The organism is uncultured Dokdonia sp. (assembly GCF_947492815.1).
Classification (GTDB): domain Bacteria; phylum Bacteroidota; class Bacteroidia; order Flavobacteriales; family Flavobacteriaceae; genus Dokdonia.
The window spans coordinates 126430-144346 of record NZ_CANLOB010000004.1 but is presented as its reverse complement, the minus strand read 5'-3'; the positions used below and the strand labels follow the sequence as shown (position 1 = coordinate 144346).

The 17917-nt window shown below is 33.1% G+C and carries 16 protein-coding genes; 4 read left to right on the top strand and 12 right to left on the bottom strand.

What is annotated here, in order from left to right; genetic code table 11:
• Positions 1-163 precede the first annotated feature (163 nt).
• Positions 164-5047: a M14 family zinc carboxypeptidase gene (locus Q1A01_RS06525; protein WP_299677767.1), complete on the bottom strand. Its 4884-nt coding sequence runs from the start codon at positions 5045-5047 to the stop codon at positions 164-166.
• A 326-nt stretch (positions 5048-5373) separates the two neighbouring features.
• Here Q1A01_RS06525 and Q1A01_RS06520 point away from each other — a divergent pair, with 326 nt between their 5' ends.
• Positions 5374-6417 carry an adenylate/guanylate cyclase domain-containing protein gene (locus Q1A01_RS06520; RefSeq protein ID WP_299677764.1) on the top strand — a complete coding sequence of 348 codons (1044 nt, stop codon included), beginning with the start codon at positions 5374-5376 and terminating at the stop codon, positions 6415-6417.
• 134 nt (positions 6418-6551) lie between these two features.
• Here Q1A01_RS06520 and Q1A01_RS06515 read toward each other — a convergent pair whose 3' ends face one another.
• Genes Q1A01_RS06515 through Q1A01_RS06505 form a run of 3 tightly spaced genes read right to left on the bottom strand, consistent with a single transcriptional unit; the run spans position 6552 to position 8156 of the window.
• Positions 6552-7073, bottom strand: coding sequence for a glutathione peroxidase (locus Q1A01_RS06515; RefSeq protein ID WP_299677761.1), 522 nt, complete (start codon positions 7071-7073; stop codon positions 6552-6554).
• 8 nt (positions 7074-7081) lie between these two features.
• Positions 7082-7783: a GTP cyclohydrolase I FolE gene (gene folE / locus Q1A01_RS06510; protein WP_299677758.1), complete on the bottom strand. Its 702-nt coding sequence runs from the start codon at positions 7781-7783 to the stop codon at positions 7082-7084.
• On the bottom strand, positions 7746-8156 hold the full coding sequence (locus tag Q1A01_RS06505; protein WP_299677755.1) for a 6-carboxytetrahydropterin synthase: 411 nt from the start codon (positions 8154-8156) through the stop codon (positions 7746-7748). Before Q1A01_RS06505 ends, folE begins: the two co-directional genes overlap by 38 nt.
• Before the next feature lie 132 nt (positions 8157-8288).
• On the opposite strand from Q1A01_RS06505, the gene Q1A01_RS06500 reads away from it, so the two are divergent.
• The gene (locus Q1A01_RS06500) at positions 8289-9530 is read left to right on the top strand and encodes an NAD(P)/FAD-dependent oxidoreductase (protein ID WP_299677752.1); all 1242 of its coding nucleotides are present in this window, start codon (positions 8289-8291) and stop codon (positions 9528-9530) included.
• Positions 9531-9611: 81 nt separating this feature from the next.
• Here the strand turns inward: Q1A01_RS06500 and Q1A01_RS06495 are convergent, their stop codons facing one another.
• The 5 genes from Q1A01_RS06495 to mnmE form a co-directional block, all read right to left on the bottom strand.
• On the bottom strand, positions 9612-9839 hold the full coding sequence (locus Q1A01_RS06495) for a hypothetical protein (RefSeq protein WP_299677749.1): 228 nt from the start codon (positions 9837-9839) through the stop codon (positions 9612-9614).
• 366 nt (positions 9840-10205) lie between these two features.
• Entirely contained in the window at positions 10206-10376 is a 171-nt protein-coding gene (locus tag Q1A01_RS06490; protein WP_299677746.1) for a hypothetical protein, read from the bottom strand.
• A 494-nt stretch (positions 10377-10870) separates the two neighbouring features.
• Positions 10871-12337, bottom strand: coding sequence for a hypothetical protein (locus tag Q1A01_RS06485; protein ID WP_299677743.1), 1467 nt, complete (start codon positions 12335-12337; stop codon positions 10871-10873).
• Between the two features lie 268 nt (positions 12338-12605).
• Positions 12606-12752, bottom strand: a complete 147-nt coding sequence (locus Q1A01_RS06480) for a T9SS type A sorting domain-containing protein (RefSeq protein ID WP_299677972.1) — start codon at positions 12750-12752, stop codon at positions 12606-12608.
• A 457-nt stretch (positions 12753-13209) separates the two neighbouring features.
• Positions 13210-14637: a tRNA uridine-5-carboxymethylaminomethyl(34) synthesis GTPase MnmE gene (gene mnmE, locus Q1A01_RS06475; RefSeq protein WP_299677740.1), complete on the bottom strand. Its 1428-nt coding sequence runs from the start codon at positions 14635-14637 to the stop codon at positions 13210-13212.
• Positions 14638-14725: 88 nt separating this feature from the next.
• On the opposite strand from mnmE, the gene Q1A01_RS06470 reads away from it, so the two are divergent.
• Complete coding sequence (locus Q1A01_RS06470) at positions 14726-15091, top strand: DUF4870 domain-containing protein (RefSeq protein ID WP_299677737.1); 366 nt, start codon at positions 14726-14728, stop codon at positions 15089-15091.
• On the opposite strand, the gene Q1A01_RS06465 is transcribed toward Q1A01_RS06470, so the two are convergent.
• Positions 15088-15366: a DUF3817 domain-containing protein gene (locus tag Q1A01_RS06465; protein ID WP_299677734.1), complete on the bottom strand. Its 279-nt coding sequence runs from the start codon at positions 15364-15366 to the stop codon at positions 15088-15090. The two genes, Q1A01_RS06470 and Q1A01_RS06465, sit on opposite strands and share 4 nt — an antisense overlap.
• A 205-nt stretch (positions 15367-15571) precedes the next feature.
• Between Q1A01_RS06465 and Q1A01_RS06460 the strand changes: the two genes are divergently transcribed.
• Positions 15572-16288 (top strand): SDR family oxidoreductase, encoded by a 717-nt coding sequence (locus Q1A01_RS06460; RefSeq protein WP_299677731.1) that lies wholly within the window; start codon positions 15572-15574, stop codon positions 16286-16288.
• Between the two features lie 100 nt (positions 16289-16388).
• Here Q1A01_RS06460 and Q1A01_RS06455 read toward each other — a convergent pair whose 3' ends face one another.
• Together Q1A01_RS06455 and Q1A01_RS06450 are read right to left on the bottom strand one after the other, a co-directional pair.
• A complete protein-coding gene (locus tag Q1A01_RS06455) occupies positions 16389-17273 on the bottom strand; it encodes a hypothetical protein (protein ID WP_299677728.1) in 885 nt (294 codons plus the stop codon).
• A gap of 180 nt (positions 17274-17453) precedes the next feature.
• On the bottom strand, positions 17454-17822 hold the full coding sequence (locus tag Q1A01_RS06450) for a hypothetical protein (RefSeq protein ID WP_299677726.1): 369 nt from the start codon (positions 17820-17822) through the stop codon (positions 17454-17456).
• Positions 17823-17917 lie beyond the last annotated feature (95 nt).

Sequence of the window (17917 nt, the reverse complement as noted above, 5' to 3'; positions counted from 1 at the left end):
TAAACCAAATTTAAAAGAGTAGATATTTAAAAAACATTAAAATATCAATCAAAAATTATGGGGTACTGTATACGCTTTCGCGAAAGCGTATGATTGCATAAAACCAATAAAAGAGGCTACCTATATATAGATAGCCTCTTCATGTGTTTCTATTTACTATACATTATTTTATAATAAAACGTTTTGTAGTAATCGTCTTATTATTTTGTTTAAAATGAACAAAGTAAACTCCAGAACTAAGATTTTCTGTGGGTATAAACTGTTCTTGATCTGTTCCTTTATAGATTCGTTTTCCAAGAGTGGTATATACTTCAAAGTCTACAGGAATAGTTGCTTGAATTTTAATAAAAGAACCTTGAGTAGTTGGGTTAGGATATAATCTAATTGTATTTGTACTAGCTAAAGTAGTCGCATTAGTACCTAATAATGACTTGTTTGTCTCATTAGTAAAAGATGGTATTGCACCGGTAAGCCTTATATTATCCAATGCAAAATCTGCTTGCCAAGTACCCCCCGTAATTCTATTAAAACGTAATTGCACGCTACCTCCATCATAAGAAGTCAAGTCAATTACTTGTGTATTCCATTGCGGACCTTGATTTCCAGTAAGAGACCATAGTTCTTGCCAAGTAGTACCATCATCTATACTCGCTTCTAATGCAATACTCCCAAAATCAGAACTCCCAAACATATGATAGTCAAACGTAAATGTACTTCCATTTACAATAGATAAATCAAAACAAGGAGAATTCAAAATGGCTTGTTTGTTAGGGAAACCTGTACCATTACCCGAGGCTTCTACATAAAGATATGTAACACCATCATTTGCATTGTTAGGTCCCGTATTAGCCGATGGTGTTCCACCTCCATTTCTTATCCAATTAAGATCATCATTAGTACTTTGTGACCAATTATTAAAATTAGTCTCAAAACTTACTTGATACGGATATCCAATTTCTGTTGCATTACACGATGCTACAGGAGGGATTTCTCCTTGGATAATTTGTATATCATCTAAGGCTACATCACCTCTAAAATCACTTCCAGTAACCCTATTGTATCGTAATTGTATAGGAAAGCCTATGTAAGCATCTAAGCTTATATTTCTAGTATTCCATTGATTTCCTTTGTTTTGGATTTCATTCCATATGGAAAACCAAGTAGCACCGCCATTAATACTTACTTCTAAATCTATCGACCCTAAATTATTACTAGTACCATACATATGATATTTAAAACTTATATAAGCATTTATAGAATTAGTTAAATCTATACAAGGAGACGTTATAATTGCTTGTTTATTAGGAAAACCTACATTGTTTCCAGATGCTTCTGTATAAATGTAATTTTGACCTTCTATAGCACTACTAGGACCTGTTCCATTTGATGGTGTGCCATTGGCATCTATAATCCAATCAATATCATCGTCGGTATTTTGTGTCCAATTATCAATACCATTTTCAAAACCTAAGAAATAAGGCAACGCAGTAATTCCTTCTACACATCCATTTGAAAGTTCAAGTGTTCTTAGTTGAATACTATTACTTTGATTGGAAGTATTACCCGCAAAATCATTAGCCACAACAAAAAAGGAATAGGTAGTGTCTGGTAATAACCCTAAAGCAGTATACGTAGTGCCTATAGTTGTTGCAATAGGTTGTCCATCTTGAAACACCGTATAATCAGTAACCCCTATATTATCTGTAGCTGCTTCCCAAGATAGAGTAGCAGCAATTTGTGTAATATTAAATGCAATGAGATTAGTAGGAGTAGAAGGTGCTTCTGTATCGGTAACTCCTTGAGAGATAATCACTGTATAATCTTCTACTTCGCCAAAATCATAACCGCCACAGCTTGATGGAATTGTATTATAACGCATTACTACTCGCAATCGAGTAGACCCTGTAAGCGCATCACTAGGCACAGAAAAGGCTCCAGTAATAGATGGGTTTGTGGTAGGTGTTTGTGTGAAAACACGTTCTGTAGTATTATTAAAAACTCCATCTTGATTATAATCTATCCATATGGCATAAGCTTCAGGAAATACACTACCAGTCCAAGTAGGTTCAATAGTTATTGGATATGATACGTTCGTTTCAAGCGTAGTAGATATATTAGTAAAATCGCTGTAATTCTGACCTCCTGAACTATTATTAATCGTATTAAGTTCAAATCTACTTATAAATTCCTCAGTTGCATTATTACTAGAAGCATCACAATAAGTAACAGGAGGAGAGAGTGTAGTAAATGAGACAACAGTGCTGTAAGCAGATGTAGAACCGTCAGAACAACTACTATTCACTTCAACTTCATAGTTGGTAGCTCCTGTGAGATTTAGTAGATCTATTTGTAAAGCTGTTGTTGTTAATGTTTGAAATATACTGTTTCCGCTTTCGCGAAAGCGTACTTCGTATGAAACACCATTGGTTGTATCCCATTGTACCATCGCAGTAGTTGCTGTAATAGCACTTACAGAAACATTTTGAGGCACTTCTGAATCACATGCAGGAAGAGTTACCACAAATGAAACAGATACGGGTGTAGCAGCCTCAAATGAAGTGTTACCATCCTGTGTGGCTTCTACAGTAACGGTACCCACAGTTCCATCTAGTACCAATACGTTACCAGATATAGTTGCAGGACCAGCTATGACACTATAACTAACAGGAAGTCCAGAACTCGCCGAAGCATTTAAAGTAATAGGTCCAGCTGTAGTAATCTGATCTGTGATTACAGGAAATGTAATAGATTGTGAACTAAGAGGTGCAGGAATACTATTGAGTACTTGGAAATCATCAAAGGTAAATCCTTCAAAAGTAGTGGTATATCCACTAGTAAGATTTGAACTGTCAGAGTCAAATACAAAACGAACCAATACATTGGAAGCACCTTGCATAAAACTATTCGTAGTAGCATCTATCACAATCTCTTCTAGAGACCATTTATCTTGGGTATCTCCATCGTATAAAGGCTGTCCATCGGGTTGATGTGCTTCATCAGCGTTTGATTTTTGGCTATATGGATTGGTGTCTGAAGGACTTCCTGGCTTTGTATATTTTCCGACTAATGGTGTCCATGAGGCGCCTCCATCTATAGACCCTTCTAATTGCGCATAATCAAAATCTCGTTCTATATCCCATTTTGCAAAAAACTGAATCACGGTTTGTTGTGATGTTGATAAATCGATTGAATTTGCTAGTGTTAAGGTTTCAAATGTATTATTCCCATAACTAGAAGTCGTATTTGTAATTGCGTTAGTCCCTGTAAAGGTATCGGTTGTTAACTCCCAACCGTTATTGGTCCAATTTGAAAGACCATTGGTATCAGTAGTATCTACAAATAGAGTAGTAGGAGTGTATTGCTTTTCTATAGTAGCCTGATATAATGTAAAATCTTCATTAGCAACAGTGACCTCATACTGAATCCTGTCACCAGGCTGTATATTAGTGTCTAATTCGTATGAGAAATTAAGCGTTGTTTGTTCTAATTTTGCAAGATTTACCGTCTGCGAAGTACCTATAGCATTTATATTACTAGAGATAGGTGTAACCGTTACAGTAATGGGAGATGCTGTTTGTCCTAGATATTCTATTCCTATTTGCAATTGTCCCGTAATTGCAGAAAGATTAGAAGGCGTTAAGTCTTTATACTTAGCATATTTACCACTATAATAAGCTGCCAACAAATTTACACGCATGGCACGTTGTGCGATAGGAAGAATATTTGAAGGAGAAGGGTAGAAGCCACCTTCTGCACTACTACCATTTTCAGGACTGAATGCAATAATATTTTTTCCAGACCCAGTAGATCCCGTTCCGTCAGGTATGGTACCACCTAGTAACCAATCAATATGACTACCACTTGCTACAGGCGGTCCCGTTTCTGTCACGGCACCATATCCATATCTATTATAATAACTCATATCATGTCCATATTGTGCAAATTCGTCTTCTCTCCCCGTAGAACTACCAATGCTTGAGTAGGAATGATATAGGATATTGCTAAACGCATGATGATCTAATGCTACTTTAAAATCTCGAGATAATACAAAATCACGTATAATACGAGATTCTGGTTCAGAGAAAGGACCTGTACCTCTAAAATCTTGTGCACAAGGATTGGAAGATGCACCTCCATTATTCCAAAAATAACCACTATTACGATTCAGATCAACACCATCATTATCGCCACCACAATTAGCTGTAACCCTTCTGTTTTTGCGTTGTAAACCTCCGCCATTTGGGTTATTATCAATATTAAATTGATATCCATCTGGATTTAAAATGGGAATAAAATACAGTTCATGATGATCAATTAAGTTTTTAATACTTGGGTCGGTATCATAATTTTCTAATAAATACCACATATAATACAACTGATTCATAAGGCTAGAAATTTCTCTAGCATGAATTAATGAATTATAAAGTGTTTCTGGTTCATCTTCATCAATATCCGGATTATCAGATATTTTGACATAATATACTGTCCGTCCTTCGATGGTAGTTTCTGATGCAGCGGCTAATCGTGCCGTAATAAGATTAGGATACTGCGCATGCATGGCATCCAATTCTGCTAATGCTTCATCTAGCGTCAATGAACCTGCATAACTTCCTAAATTAAAGTTTTGCGGTACTGTCCAATTTATCTCATTATCACCCGTATACTGGCCAATGTTACTGATGTTTTCTGAAACAACACTAGATCGTTGTTGGTAAGCTTCTGGTTGCCTAGATTTCATGGCATTAAGTGTTGTCGTAGCTGTCTCCATATCTGACATGGCTCTCTCTGCATAAAATACAGAAAGGTTTTCTATCAGTGTTTCAGAATTAAACGCTAAAGACGTTATAATACCTTGTTCATAGGGTGTGAGTTCCAATATAAGATCATTACCATCTTGATACACACCACAATGCATATCAATACCAGCATTGCTTAACTGCAGTATTTGTTGTTGTGTAATGTTTGAAATTTTTACCCTTTTGTTAGTTTGAGCATGCGTAGAAAGTACACATAGGAGAAATACTCCGTAGAATAGTTTACGAATCATAAAAATTGATTTTTATTAATAATTATAATAAGGGGGGAGAGTTTAAATGTAGATAAAATTAACTGATAACCAAACAGTTATAAATACGTGTTTTTAAAATCAGTTATAATCCCTAGTATATTAGTAGGGTTTTGGTTTTAAAAAATCAATTATTGTAAGAATTCTCTTATATAATTACAGGTATTATTAGAAACAGGTTATAATATTTTGAAATACAGTTATTTATATAAAATAGCTTTATCTGTAACTTTTAGATAAATTTTAAATTCTCGGAAGATTATTTGTATAACTTTGGTTATGATAAAACACTAATTTTTAGCCTATACATGAACTTTAGAAATAAGCATCGATGGTCTATTATACTTACCTATTGTATAGGTTGGACACTTGCATTTATATTTCTAAGTATTGTAAGAGGTATAGGCGCTACAGAAGATGGAGCTTTTGATCTTACTTTTAATGAAAGTCTCCTGTATTCCTTTATGATTGGACCGTTCTTTGGTGCTATTTCTGGATTTGCTCAAATTTATATCTTCGAACGTATTTATAAACGTGCTTCTGCTCGTAAATTACTATTTATAAGAGTTTTACTATCACTAGCCTTTATCTTTATATTGATAATAGCTTCCTATCTTATCATACCATTAAGCTTTAATGTGGAAATTAGTTTCTTAGAATTTATAATTGATGAAGGAAGTTTTCCTATTTATTTCTATGTTTTTTGTGTAGATGTTTTTATGGGAGCCTTATCCCAAATTAATTTAATGCTAGGAGGAAATAATTTGTGGAAAATTTTACGAGGTAGATTTTATATCCCACATGAGGAGAATAGAATTTTTATGTTTCTAGATTTACAATCATCTACAGAGTATGCAGAACGCTTAGGACATATTGAATACAGTATGCTTATAAGAGATTGTTTTAATGATTTGGGTGTTGTTATAGAAAATGAAGCAGAGATTTATCAATATGTAGGAGATGAAGCTATTTTAACGTGGAAATTAAGAGATGGATTACGAAATCAAAATTGCATCAACGCCTTTTTTAACTTTAAGAAGCAACTTCTTAAAAAAGAAGCCTATTATAAAGAAAAATACAATGTAGTTCCTTTCTTCAAGGCTGGACTTAATGATGGTGTTGTAGTTGCTACCGAGGTTGGTAAGTATAAAAAGGAAATTGCATATCACGGTGATACCATCAATACTGCTGCAAGGATACAAGGGAAATGTAATGAATTTCAGCAAGAATTATTACTATCTGAAAGCTTAAAAAATAAACTTAATCCTACAGGAATTGAATTTGAGTTATTAGGCAATATTCAGCTACGTGGTAAACGTGCAGATGTACATATTTATACAGCTTTTAAGTAGTTGTGTATGGTGGTGTTCACTTTACCGTTGCTTCGCTTTCACTACGTTTGTGAATCTCACAAGTTCGCTTTCGCGAAAGCGTATAAATAATCATTACCAATGCATTCAGTTACGCTACTACTAGGCGCAAATGTCTACAAATGCTTGGTGATTTTGCTACTTCCAGGGTTGGTAATAGAGTAGTAGTAATCAATCAATTTTCCAGATGTATCTACTAAATACTTTTGAAAATTCCATTTAACACTAGAACTTTTCTTTCCATTCAACTCTTTAGAGGTAAGCCATTTATATAGCGGATGTTGTTTGCTTCCTTTAACGTCTATTTTCTCAGTAAGTAGAAAAGTAACCCCGAAATTACGCTCACAAAACGTTTGTATTTCTTCTGCGTTTCCAGGTTCTTGTTTTCCAAATTGATTACAAGGTGATCCTATCACTACAAGTTCTGTAGGATAGGTATCACTTAGTTTTTGAAGATCTTTATATTGCTTAGTAAAACCACACTCAGATGCTACATTTACAAATAATAGTTTTTTACCTTTAAACGCCGAAAGGTCAATTGGTTTGCCATCCAAACCATTAATAGTAATATCATATAATGATGGGGTGGTATGTTGTTGTTTAGAAGTAGCTGTTTTGGCTTTATTTATCAGATTCATATCAATTCTTATTGATTTAAATAGTTTTGTAATTCGGTAATTTTAGAATTTGTATTAAAAATACCACCATAATAAGAAGTTACTGTGGCAGATGTATCATCTTTAATACCTCTCGAAGATACACAAAGATGTTTTGCATCTATAATTACAGCTACATCTTCTGTATTTAAAATAGATTTCAATTCTTCAGCAATCTGATTTGTTAAACGCTCCTGTACTTGAGGTCGTTTTGCATAGTATTGTACAATTCTATTAAGTTTTGAAAGTCCTATTACTTTACCTGAAGAGATATAGGCAACATGCGCTTTACCTATAATAGGCACAAAGTGATGTTCACAATTAGAGTAAAAAGTAATATTTTTTTCTACCAACATCTGATTGTATTGGTATTTATTATCAAATAAAGCAACTTTTGGTTTGTTTGCTGGGTTAAGCCCTGAAAATATTTCTTCTATATACATTTTTGCTACTCTATTGGGTGTCCCTTTTAAAGAGTCATCTGTGCGATCAAGCCCCATGACATCCATAATTTGACCAAATAGATCTGCTATTTTTTCTTTCTTTTCTTGATCAGATATCTCAAAAGCATCTGGTCGCATAGGAGTTTCTAAACCAGTATATATATGATCATCTCCTATTTCTTCTTCAGAGAAGCCATTAAGGCCACTTTCTTTAATAAGGGTATTCAACATAGTTTCTTGGTGTTTCATATAATTTTATTTTTAATTCAAGACCTGATGCAAGCTCAGGTTGTAAAAGATCATAAATAACCATAGCAATGTTTTCTGCGGTAGGATTTAGATCTTTAAATTCTTTTGTATCAAGATTTAAGTTCTTATGATCAAATCTATTTAAGACCTTCTCTTTTATAAGGGTAGATAGAATTTTAGTATCGATTACGTAACCAGTTTCTGGATCGCAAATGCCTATTACTTTTACTTCTAGGTCATAGTTATGACCGTGATAATTGGGATTATTACATTTCCCGAAAACTTCTTTGTTTTTTGCATCACTCCAATTTTTATTATGAAGCCTGTGTGCTGCATTAAAATGTTCACAACGAACAATAGCCGTTTTATTCATATAATTAAATAATCAGTTTTAAGACTTGTTAAAGGTATTGTAATTTTTGTTTAATTTTTAAATTATTTTGTTAAACAAAAATTAAAACTATTATTTTTACAAGAAATACAGCATTAAATAGGTAGTCTTTTTATGAAAAAATCAGCTAAAAATATACATATCATAGGAGCAGGAGTAAGCGGTTTGATCGCTGCTCAGGTATTAGAAAAAAACGGATACACTCCTATTATATTAGAGGCAACAGATAGAGTAGGTGGACGTTTAAAAACTGATATTGTCGAAAATTATCAATTAGATCATGGTTTTCAAGTATTGCTTACGTCTTATCCAGCTGCTAGAAAATATTTAGATTTTGATGCTTTAGAATTACAGCGATTTTTACCAGGAGCGGCTATCTTTAAAAAAGGAAATCAAGTGACGCTTGGAGATCCATTACGAAATATATCATTGCTTTTACCAACATTATTTTCGGGAATAGGTTCCATAAAAGATAAGTTAAAAGTGCTTTCACTTAACGCGAAATTGAAAAACAAACAATTATCTGAAATATTTGAAACAAAGGAGATTAGTACAATGATGTATTTACAGGAGTTTGGTTTTTCTTCTCAAATGATCGATACTTTTTTCAAACCCTTTTTTAGTGGTATTTTCTTAGAGCCTGAATTAGAAACCTCTAGTAGAATGTTTGAGTTTGTCTATAAAATGTTTGGAAATGGGCATGCCGCTTTACCTAAAGCTGGAATTGAAGCTATTCCTAAACAACTTTTACAAAAACTAAAGCATAGTAAAATACAGTATAATACAGCTGTTTCTTCTGTAACAGCTAAAGAAATTGTATTAAGAAATGGAGATAAAATAGCAACAGACATGGTGATTATTGCTACAGATCCTAGTTATTTACTTAAAGATTTTAAAGGTAATACAGTATTTTGGAAATCATGTGATACCTTATATTTTGAAACCATCAATAGAAAGATAGCAAAACCATTAATTGGGTTACTACCTGATCACAATACAACAATAGTTAACAATATTTTTTATCACACAAGTATCGCGACAAGTAAAAAAGCTAACAAAGAGTTATTATCAGTAACCGTCACTAAAGATCATGTACTTTCTGATGAAGAACTCATTAATAGGGTAGAAGCAGAGTTAAAACAATATTTTGGGATCGATTCCATACGTTTCATTAAAAACTATAAAATCAATAAAGCATTACCTCAATTGCAAAATATCAAATATGATATAGCTCCTTCAGATACACAATATGATTCGACAATATTTTTAGCTGGTGACACACAACTTAATGGATCTTTAAATGCGGCAATGTTATCAGGAGAAGCCGCTGCACTAGGAGTTATAGAAGCTTTATAAAGCAAAAAACACCTCTATGTCTAACATAGAAGTGTTTCGAGCTTTCATAACAATTTATATATGTAAAAAAGGATAATTCCTTTATATACCTGAATCTGGTCTACCTTTTAGTCGTACTTCAATTTTCTTTTTCTTGGCGGTAAGACGTTTCATAATATCCATAAGTTCTGAATCTTTTGTTTTCTTATATACCTCATTAATAGCAAGAATAAGACGTTTTGCTTCTCTAGAAGCAACGACACGATCACTCGTTGACATGTGACTCATTTTTGCATTTTCAAAATTAGAAGCTTCTTGTAAAATGTCCATATCTTATTTGTTTAATGTTGAATAAAATTAATTAAACATTTTTGATTTAGCAAATTTATCTTATAAAATACATTTATAGAATCTATAAATAATGCTTTATATACATAACTACTTATTTTATAGAGTTTTGTTAAAATAAGAACGCTTCGTAGAAATAATATTTATATTTGAGAGTTAGTGAGAAAAGGTCTTCTAGAAATGGGAGGCTTTTCTTATGTAGAATTAATTCCTTAAGTATTCAAAACAAAAAGAGACTATCTAAAATGATAGAATTATTGACAAACTGAACTTGTTTCAAGTTGACGTATTAAATTACTTTTTAGTCAGTCTCTTCCTTGATTTTTGCTGCGATTCCTAGCAGTTATACTACACAGGGTCACCTGGTGCAGTACAAATACAAGCAACACACGTTTGAGGATATGTACATTCTGCATCTGAGTGACACGTATTTCTTGGAGGTCTTCCTCCAGCTATTTCCTTTTGTTCAATAAGGCTTAAGTTTTGAGCACCTTTTACATTCGAAATCCTTTTTAACATACTAATGAATTTTAAAATTATACATATTCTGATCTATTAAAGACATTCAGAATTTCTGTCTAACAAACTAATTTTGTACAACTTAAAAGTATACTCATTGGTAGTAATTCCAAAGAAACGCACTTCGATTTTCATGAATAACGATAAACTAACTAGCTGCCCTATAAAGTCTTACGTTTGCATAAGTGAATCTTTGATATCATTCCATATAGACAGACATGCTCATTTCAAGAATAACTATTCTTATTATAAAAAATGATGAATGGATGTGAGTACATACTTAAATACTCAGTTAGATGAAGTATAAAGTATTAAACCAAGATCCCGCTAGATACTAAAACGAGTTCAGTAAACAGCGGGATCAGTTCTACTATCTATTTTAGATATGTCTTACAAACTTTACAAAATAGTGTTTCATTAATCAATATTAATAGAAGATAAAAGGCCACAGTGTATGATGATATCAAAATCTGTGACCATTCTATTTTTTAATACTAATTATAATGTTTCATTTCGTTTAAAGGTTCTAGAATCTCATAGTTTTTCCAAGTAGTATCATTATACTCGGTAAGTTTCTCAATAGGAACATATTGTTTTTCGGAAATCGTTGTATAATCTGTATCTGTAAGCGGTGTATCTGAAATAAAGAACAACTCTGTTTTTTGAAGTAAAACTTGTGTCGTTTTAACATTGAATTTCATTTTGTGCTTTGTTTTATTTTCAACTAGTTTTAGAGGACGGTTTACATAGATTTCTCGTTCTTGTTCTTCTTTAATATAACTAGTTACATACGTGCCATCATTTGTTTTTCGGGTAGTTAATGTACCTTGATATCCTGTCTCGGTATATTTAAAACCAAGTAACCATTTAAAATTTAAATTACGACCTCTTTTACCATCAGCATAGGTGTAATTAATTTTAAGAACAGCATAGTCGGAATCATTAATCAGTATAGTCCCTGCGTATTTCCCTTTACGCTTTTTTGGCTCAAATCGTATTTTATATATACGATCATCTTCGGTGTCCCAAACTTCTTCTAGAATGTACTTGTATCGATTTTGTGTCGTGATAAAATCAAAATTGGAAAATTGACTAAAGAAGTTGTTGCTATGTACAAGGTAATCAATGTCTTTTTTTGAAAATTTGGTTTCAATTTTGTCTGCAAGACTATCTTGTTTTCCTACCATATCTCTAAAAGAAAGAGAATCTTCTACTTTAATCCATCCTGTTTTTACCTTATAAGTTTTAGTACTATCTTCTAGAATATTACGTATGGTTGCCATTGCTTTGTCACTTACATCACCTTTATTTTTTCCATCTGAAAGTTCTGTAGCTTTGATAATATCAAGTTTTGTTTGTGAGATATCATTAGTATAATAGTCTGCTAGAACTTCTGAGTAGTTTGCATTTACACTTAGGTCTGTTTCTGCTAGTTTTTTATTGATTCTGTCTAACTCTTTTCTCGATAGATTGGTGTCTTTTTTATATTTTATTTCTAATCCTTTAGATGTTGATTTACCACTTTTTCTACTAAATACACGTTGTTTTTTACTAGTGTAGGTGTAGTTTTTACCTCTATTACGAAACATTCTATTCATAATCGTGTCTACAGAGATTCGCTTGTTATTTAGATATACAGTATTTAATGTATTTACAGAAGGGGATAAGGCAATGGGCGCTTTCGCGAAAGCGTACTCATCATAATTTAAGGTTATAGGATCATACCCTAACGAAGAAATGTGAATCGTATTTTTAAGTGCCATCTGTTCCTTCGGAATTGAGAAATACCCTTCTTCATTCGTGATGGTTCCAGTATTTTCTCCATATTCTATGGCTGCAAATGGTATAGGAAGTCCCGTTTCTGTTTCTACGAGTTGAAATGTTGTAGATTGTGCCTGAAGTTGTATCGTAAAGAGTACGAGTACAAGTGCTTTTATAGTGGTTTTTAATAATGTGTGCATAGTTTTGATGATTTATAATGATTAATGAATAATGTCTCTATTTATTGAGACGCACACATTTTGATAATAGTTGCCTGAGGAATTATTTTTTTAAAATTCTTTTATGCTTTATACAAGCGATAATAAGGGCGTATAAACAGCCCAATACCTTTATACGCTTTCGCGAAAGCGTACTTATGTAAACTAATATATAAGAGATACTTAGTTCTATAAAAAAAGATTCCCTCTATAAAGAAGAAAGCCTTTTAAAATATAGTTTAAGTGGTAATTACTTTTTTATAAACTTATGAATGCTTCCGTTCTCAAATTTTAAGAAGTACACACCTTGTGATAAGTTTGAAATATTAATTTCATTGTTAGTGGTACTATTTCTTTTTGTAGAAACAATTTTTCCATATAGATCGAAAATTTGAATATCTCCATTTAAAAAGTAATCCTAATAGTTTAGATGATCCTAAAGGTTTTGAATTTTATTATCCTATTTCTACAAAAAAAGCAATTATTCTTAATGAGCAGAGTGAAGGTATAAAACATGTTAAAGAAAATGAAGTCAATCATTTTAATAATCTGATTTATACTAATTCTATAGAACACATTTATTCTATTGATATGCCATCGTTAGATAAATTTATATGATATCATTACTTTTTCTTTAGTACCTTCAAAAATCTAAAAGATGATTTCATATGTTATTTCTAAAATTTACGTGTGCAAAAGTGTAATAAAAAAACTGCTTCGCCTTATAATAACAGAGGGGAACAAAGTATTTTTCTTTTCTTAGAAAATAGTTAAGAGAAAGAAAGACATAGAGCGTATTGTAGAGTACTACAATCTAAATTGTGGTTAATTAATTATCAATGCTATATATACATCTACTTCCCAATACAAAAATTAGCAAAGATATTTCCAAGTAGTTCATCATTGGTGACTTGTCCTGTGATTTCTCCAAAGTGATATAAGGCTTGACGAATGTCTATTGCCATGAGATCTCCAGAAAGATTTGTGTCAAGGCCGTATTGTACTTTTTCAATCTCTTCGAGTGCTTTTAATAAAGCATCGTAATGTCTAGAGTTGGTAACGATGGTTTCGTCATTACGCAATGCGCCTGTGTTTACAAAGTCTAACAATTTCGCTTTAAGCGCATCGACACCCATGCCTTTTTTTGCAGAAAGCATATGAAGATTTGGAATAGATGATTGCAAAGTAGCGATTTCTGCTTCTTGCAATTGATCTGTTTTATTGGCAACAATAACCAAAGGCTTTAAAGGAAACTGATTTTTTATCTTCTCAATCTCTATAGTAATCGCTTTATATGTCTCTTCCTTTGGGAGAGATGCCGAAGGAATAGAGGGATTTAAAGCAGATAGGGAAGCATCAAAAAGATATACCACCACTTGCGCCTGTCCTATTTTTTCAAAGGTTTTTTGAATACCAAGACCTTCTATGACATCTTTTGTTTCGCGAATTCCAGCGGTATCTATAAATCGAAACCCAATACCACCTATCGTAAGCTCATCTTCTATGGTGTCACGCGTGGTACCTGCAATATCAGATACGATGGCTCTTTCTTCATTTAACAACGCATTGAGTAGGGTGGACTTCCCCACATTGGGTTCGCCTACAATTGCCACAGGAATTCCGTTTTTAATCACATTTCCTGTCGCAAATGAGTCTATAAGGCGTTTAAGTACCTTGGTAATACGGGCTACGAGTTCTTTAAACTGTGTACGATCTGCAAACTCGACATCTTCTTCAGAAAAATCAAGTTCCAATTCAATAAGCGATGCAAAATTGAGGAGTTCTTGACGTAATTGTGCAATTTCATTAGAAAAACCACCACGCATCTGTTGCATGGCAATCTGATGACTTGCTTCATTATCACTTGCAATTAGATCTGCAACTGCTTCTGCTTGTGAGAGGTCCATTTTTCCATTAATAAACGAACGTAACGTAAATTCTCCTGCCTGTGCCGCACGACAGCCTTTGCGAAGTAATAATTGTATAATTTCTTGTTGTATATAGCTAGAACCATGACAGGAAATCTCTACCGTAGGTTCTCCTGTATATGAATTAGTTCCTTTAAATAAAGAAACCAATACTTCATCAAGCACGCGTTGCTCATCTATAATATGTCCAAGATGTATGGTATGCGTTTTTTGTTTGGACAAATCTTTACCTCGTTTAGACTTAAATAAAGGAGTACATATAGATACGGCATCTGGTCCAGATACGCGTATCACTGCGATAGCTCCAGCTCCAGCGGGACTGGCAAGTGCAACAATAGTGTCTTGTGTGTTCATTATTACAAAATTACGTAAACCTGTAACATTTTATAGAAAAGTGCTACTGATATATTGTTAATCAATCAAAAAATCAAAAAAAATCAACATGGAATTAGTACATCACGAAACAGTACTTAGAGAAGATAGACAATTATTAGTTCTTACACATTTGTCTCAATTACTAGATTATGTAACAGGATTTGGGGGATTTATTGTACCGCTCGTGTTATGGCTAGTTAATAAAGATAGGGTGATAGCTATGGATGAGCATGGGAAATCTATCATCAATTTCCAGATAAGTATCTTTATTTATGCAATACTATGCATCCCAGCGATATTCCTTTTTGGACTAGGTGTACTTGGGCTTATAGCTGTAGCGATACTAGCACTAGTATTACCTATTATAAATGCAGTAAAAGCTAATAATGGCGAAAAGCCAAACTACTATATCAGTATTCCTTTCTTTAGTTAGGAATCTCTTAAATATTTTTTATCCATCCAGAAAGTTCCAAATGGGATGACAGAACATAGTAATACAATGGCTAGTGTTTTGTTGTCCCATTTTCGTTCTGACTTCATAAGTATCGCCATGACGATATATGCTAAAAACAGAAAGCCATGCGCCATTCCTATTACTTTATTTGGATCTCCGTTATTCCATATATACTTGAGTGGCATGGTTACAAATAAGATCAAGAGATAAGAAACACCTTCTAAAAAACTTAAAATTCGGAATGATTTGAGCATTGTTTTATTTTTTTGCAAAGATACTATCGGGTAGAAGAATAAGCAATCTATTAGGGATTTCTTAAGATGTTAAATTTGATGCTTCTTTATACGCTTTCGCGAAAGCGTATACCAAAAAATAAAATGATATACAGGTAGTAAACGCTTTACCAATCGCTTGTTGAAGTACGAAAGCAATCGTAACTTTACCTCAAAACGGAATACAATGAATGAACTTAAAGGAAAAGTAGCTTTAATTACTGGAGGTACTAAAGGAATTGGATACGGTATTGCAGAAGCTTTATTAAGTGTTGGTATGCAAATCGTTATTACAGGACGCAATAAGGATCAAACATTTAAAGCAGCTTATAACCTTACTCCAAATGGTGGTAAAGTTTTACCATTGGTAGCAGATGTGCGTGATTATAAGGCAATGCAAGAAGTCGTAGCTGAAGTTTTAAAAACATATGGACAGATAGATGTACTTATTGCCAATGCGGGTGTTGGGCATTTTGCGCCTATCAGCGAATTGACGCTAGATCAGTGGAAAGAAACTATAGGAGTCAACCTTACGGGCGTATTTCACTCTGTAAAAGCAAGTTTAGCCGCTATCAAAAAAACAAAAGGATATATCATCACGATCTCTAGTCTTGCCGGAACCAATTTTTTTGCAAATGGGACAGCGTATAATGCGAGTAAATTTGGATTAACAGGCTTTACACAAGCCTTAATGCTTGATGTGCGTAACGATGATGTAAAAGTGACTACTATAATGCCAGGCTCTGTAAGCAGTCACTTTGGAGGACGCTCACCAGAAGATGGTAAAGATTGGCGTATACAGCCAGAAGATTTAGGACAAATGGTAGTAGATTTACTCCAAATGCACCCTAGAACATTACCTAGTAAAATAGAAGTAAGACCAAGTAAAACAGCCAATTCCTAAATATATAAAACCCTCTCTATAATTTGTATAGAGAGGGTTTTTATGTTCGCTGTCAAAGAGTTTGATATACTTTGAGATAGTTTATTATATATACATCTTTCTAAAAACCACTAAAGTCGGGTAGGCTAGAGGTATCTACAGTAGCTGTACCCTGTAATCCGTTCCAAGTCCATGAAGTAGAAGTAACATCAAGAGGAGCACTAGGGGTTATTCTGCAGCCTGCATTGGTAGCTTCTAATCTATTAGCAACAAATATAAAACTCAGTTCACTATTTCCTAAAGGCACGTTGTTTACGCTTTGAATATTAAAAAAACTAGAATTTACAACACCAATCGGTACTGGAGTTCCTGGTGCGCTACATAAACGCTGATAATCACCAGAGGTATTAAGTACAAATGTTTCGCTATTTTGATTGATAAATATCGTAGTGGTCGTGATGGAATATCCTAATCCTCCAGATACAGTAAATGCAAAATCCCATGTTCCTGAAATAGTATTGTCACTACTAGAGAACGTCCCTAAAGAAGGCATCATTCTCTGAAAACTTTGATCTTTAAATACAGTTGCAACAGCTTCTTTCTCATTAATGATTATATTGGAAAGTTGTACCGTATCATCTTCAAGAAACTGAACAGTAAATGTTCCTTGATCTCCTTCAAAATATAAAAATTCAGAATTTATAGTATTTTGACTTTTAAATAAATATCTTTCTTCATTTGAAGTGATTATTTGAGCATTATATTGCCCGTTATCACCTAAATTTAAGGTGATTTTTTCATGAAAACTAAGGTCTTCAGTTACAATAGTCCCTTGGTAAAGTCCGCGTCTAGAATAATCATTTTCTGGATTCGGAGTGTCTGGTACGATTTGGTTTTCTATTGTTGTAATCACATCTTCTGTAAGAGTCGTGGTAGTATCTTCATCTACAGAACAATTGGTTAATGTCATTGCTAGACAACAAATAATACATAGGTTTCTTTTCATGGTATTCATCTTCTTAAAGAGGTTTATAATTGATGTTGTAAACGTACCTTTTTTAGAAACTCTACAAAATACCCGAAAGGGGGTATTTTACGGGTATACCATATTAAAATTACGGTGTATAAAAAAAGCCAATTATCATTTTTGATAATTGGCTTTACTATAATAGTATATAAAATATGCTTAGTACTCGTTAAGTGCTTTTACATATTCTCTTAATTCTTCTTCGTTTACTTTCTTATCAATATCACGTATTAAACAAAAGAAATAATGTAAACTTTCTTTTGGATCACTTTCAGATGCTTGAATTTCTTCACCTTCTTCTATAGGTTCATCTTGAGGAATAGGAATTGCAAACGTTTCATGTTCTTCAATATGCTCTGCAGAAAGGCGTGTAGCTTTTGCCAGTAATGGTAATTGCTCCTCTATTGTATATGGACGTAAAGCCTTAAGATCTTCTACCACTGTATTTGTGATAATTCCATTCTGATTAACATCATCAATGAGTTTTTTTATCAATTTTACGGCTTTAGAATTTTGAAGTGTTTTCATATGATGAGTAGCTTTTTGTATTTAGTGGTTTGCAAATTTAAGTTTTTGTATCGCTTTTTGCCAGTAAAATTTGTTATAAATTCGTTTGTATTTCA

Excerpts from the sequence above, each read along its gene's own strand:
- Q1A01_RS06525 (WP_299677767.1), bottom strand. The coding sequence starts at position 5,047 with ATGATTCGTAAACTATTCTACGGAGTATTTCTCCTATGTGTACTTTCT.
- Q1A01_RS06520 (WP_299677764.1), top strand. The coding sequence starts at position 5,374 with ATGAACTTTAGAAATAAGCATCGATGGTCTATTATACTTACCTATTGT.
- Q1A01_RS06515 (WP_299677761.1), bottom strand. The coding sequence starts at position 7,073 with ATGAATCTGATAAATAAAGCCAAAACAGCTACTTCTAAACAACAACAT.
- folE (WP_299677758.1), bottom strand. The coding sequence starts at position 7,783 with ATGAAACACCAAGAAACTATGTTGAATACCCTTATTAAAGAAAGTGGC.
- Q1A01_RS06505 (WP_299677755.1), bottom strand. The coding sequence starts at position 8,156 with ATGAATAAAACGGCTATTGTTCGTTGTGAACATTTTAATGCAGCACAC.
- Q1A01_RS06500 (WP_299677752.1), top strand. The coding sequence starts at position 8,289 with ATGAAAAAATCAGCTAAAAATATACATATCATAGGAGCAGGAGTAAGC.
- Q1A01_RS06495 (WP_299677749.1), bottom strand. The coding sequence starts at position 9,839 with ATGGACATTTTACAAGAAGCTTCTAATTTTGAAAATGCAAAAATGAGT.
- Q1A01_RS06490 (WP_299677746.1), bottom strand. The coding sequence starts at position 10,376 with ATGTTAAAAAGGATTTCGAATGTAAAAGGTGCTCAAAACTTAAGCCTT.
- Q1A01_RS06485 (WP_299677743.1), bottom strand. The coding sequence starts at position 12,337 with ATGCACACATTATTAAAAACCACTATAAAAGCACTTGTACTCGTACTC.
- mnmE (WP_299677740.1), bottom strand. The coding sequence starts at position 14,637 with ATGAACACACAAGACACTATTGTTGCACTTGCCAGTCCCGCTGGAGCT.
- Q1A01_RS06470 (WP_299677737.1), top strand. The coding sequence starts at position 14,726 with ATGGAATTAGTACATCACGAAACAGTACTTAGAGAAGATAGACAATTA.
- Q1A01_RS06465 (WP_299677734.1), bottom strand. The coding sequence starts at position 15,366 with ATGCTCAAATCATTCCGAATTTTAAGTTTTTTAGAAGGTGTTTCTTAT.
- Q1A01_RS06460 (WP_299677731.1), top strand. The coding sequence starts at position 15,572 with ATGAATGAACTTAAAGGAAAAGTAGCTTTAATTACTGGAGGTACTAAA.
- Q1A01_RS06455 (WP_299677728.1), bottom strand. The coding sequence starts at position 17,273 with ATGAAAAGAAACCTATGTATTATTTGTTGTCTAGCAATGACATTAACC.
- Q1A01_RS06450 (WP_299677726.1), bottom strand. The coding sequence starts at position 17,822 with ATGAAAACACTTCAAAATTCTAAAGCCGTAAAATTGATAAAAAAACTC.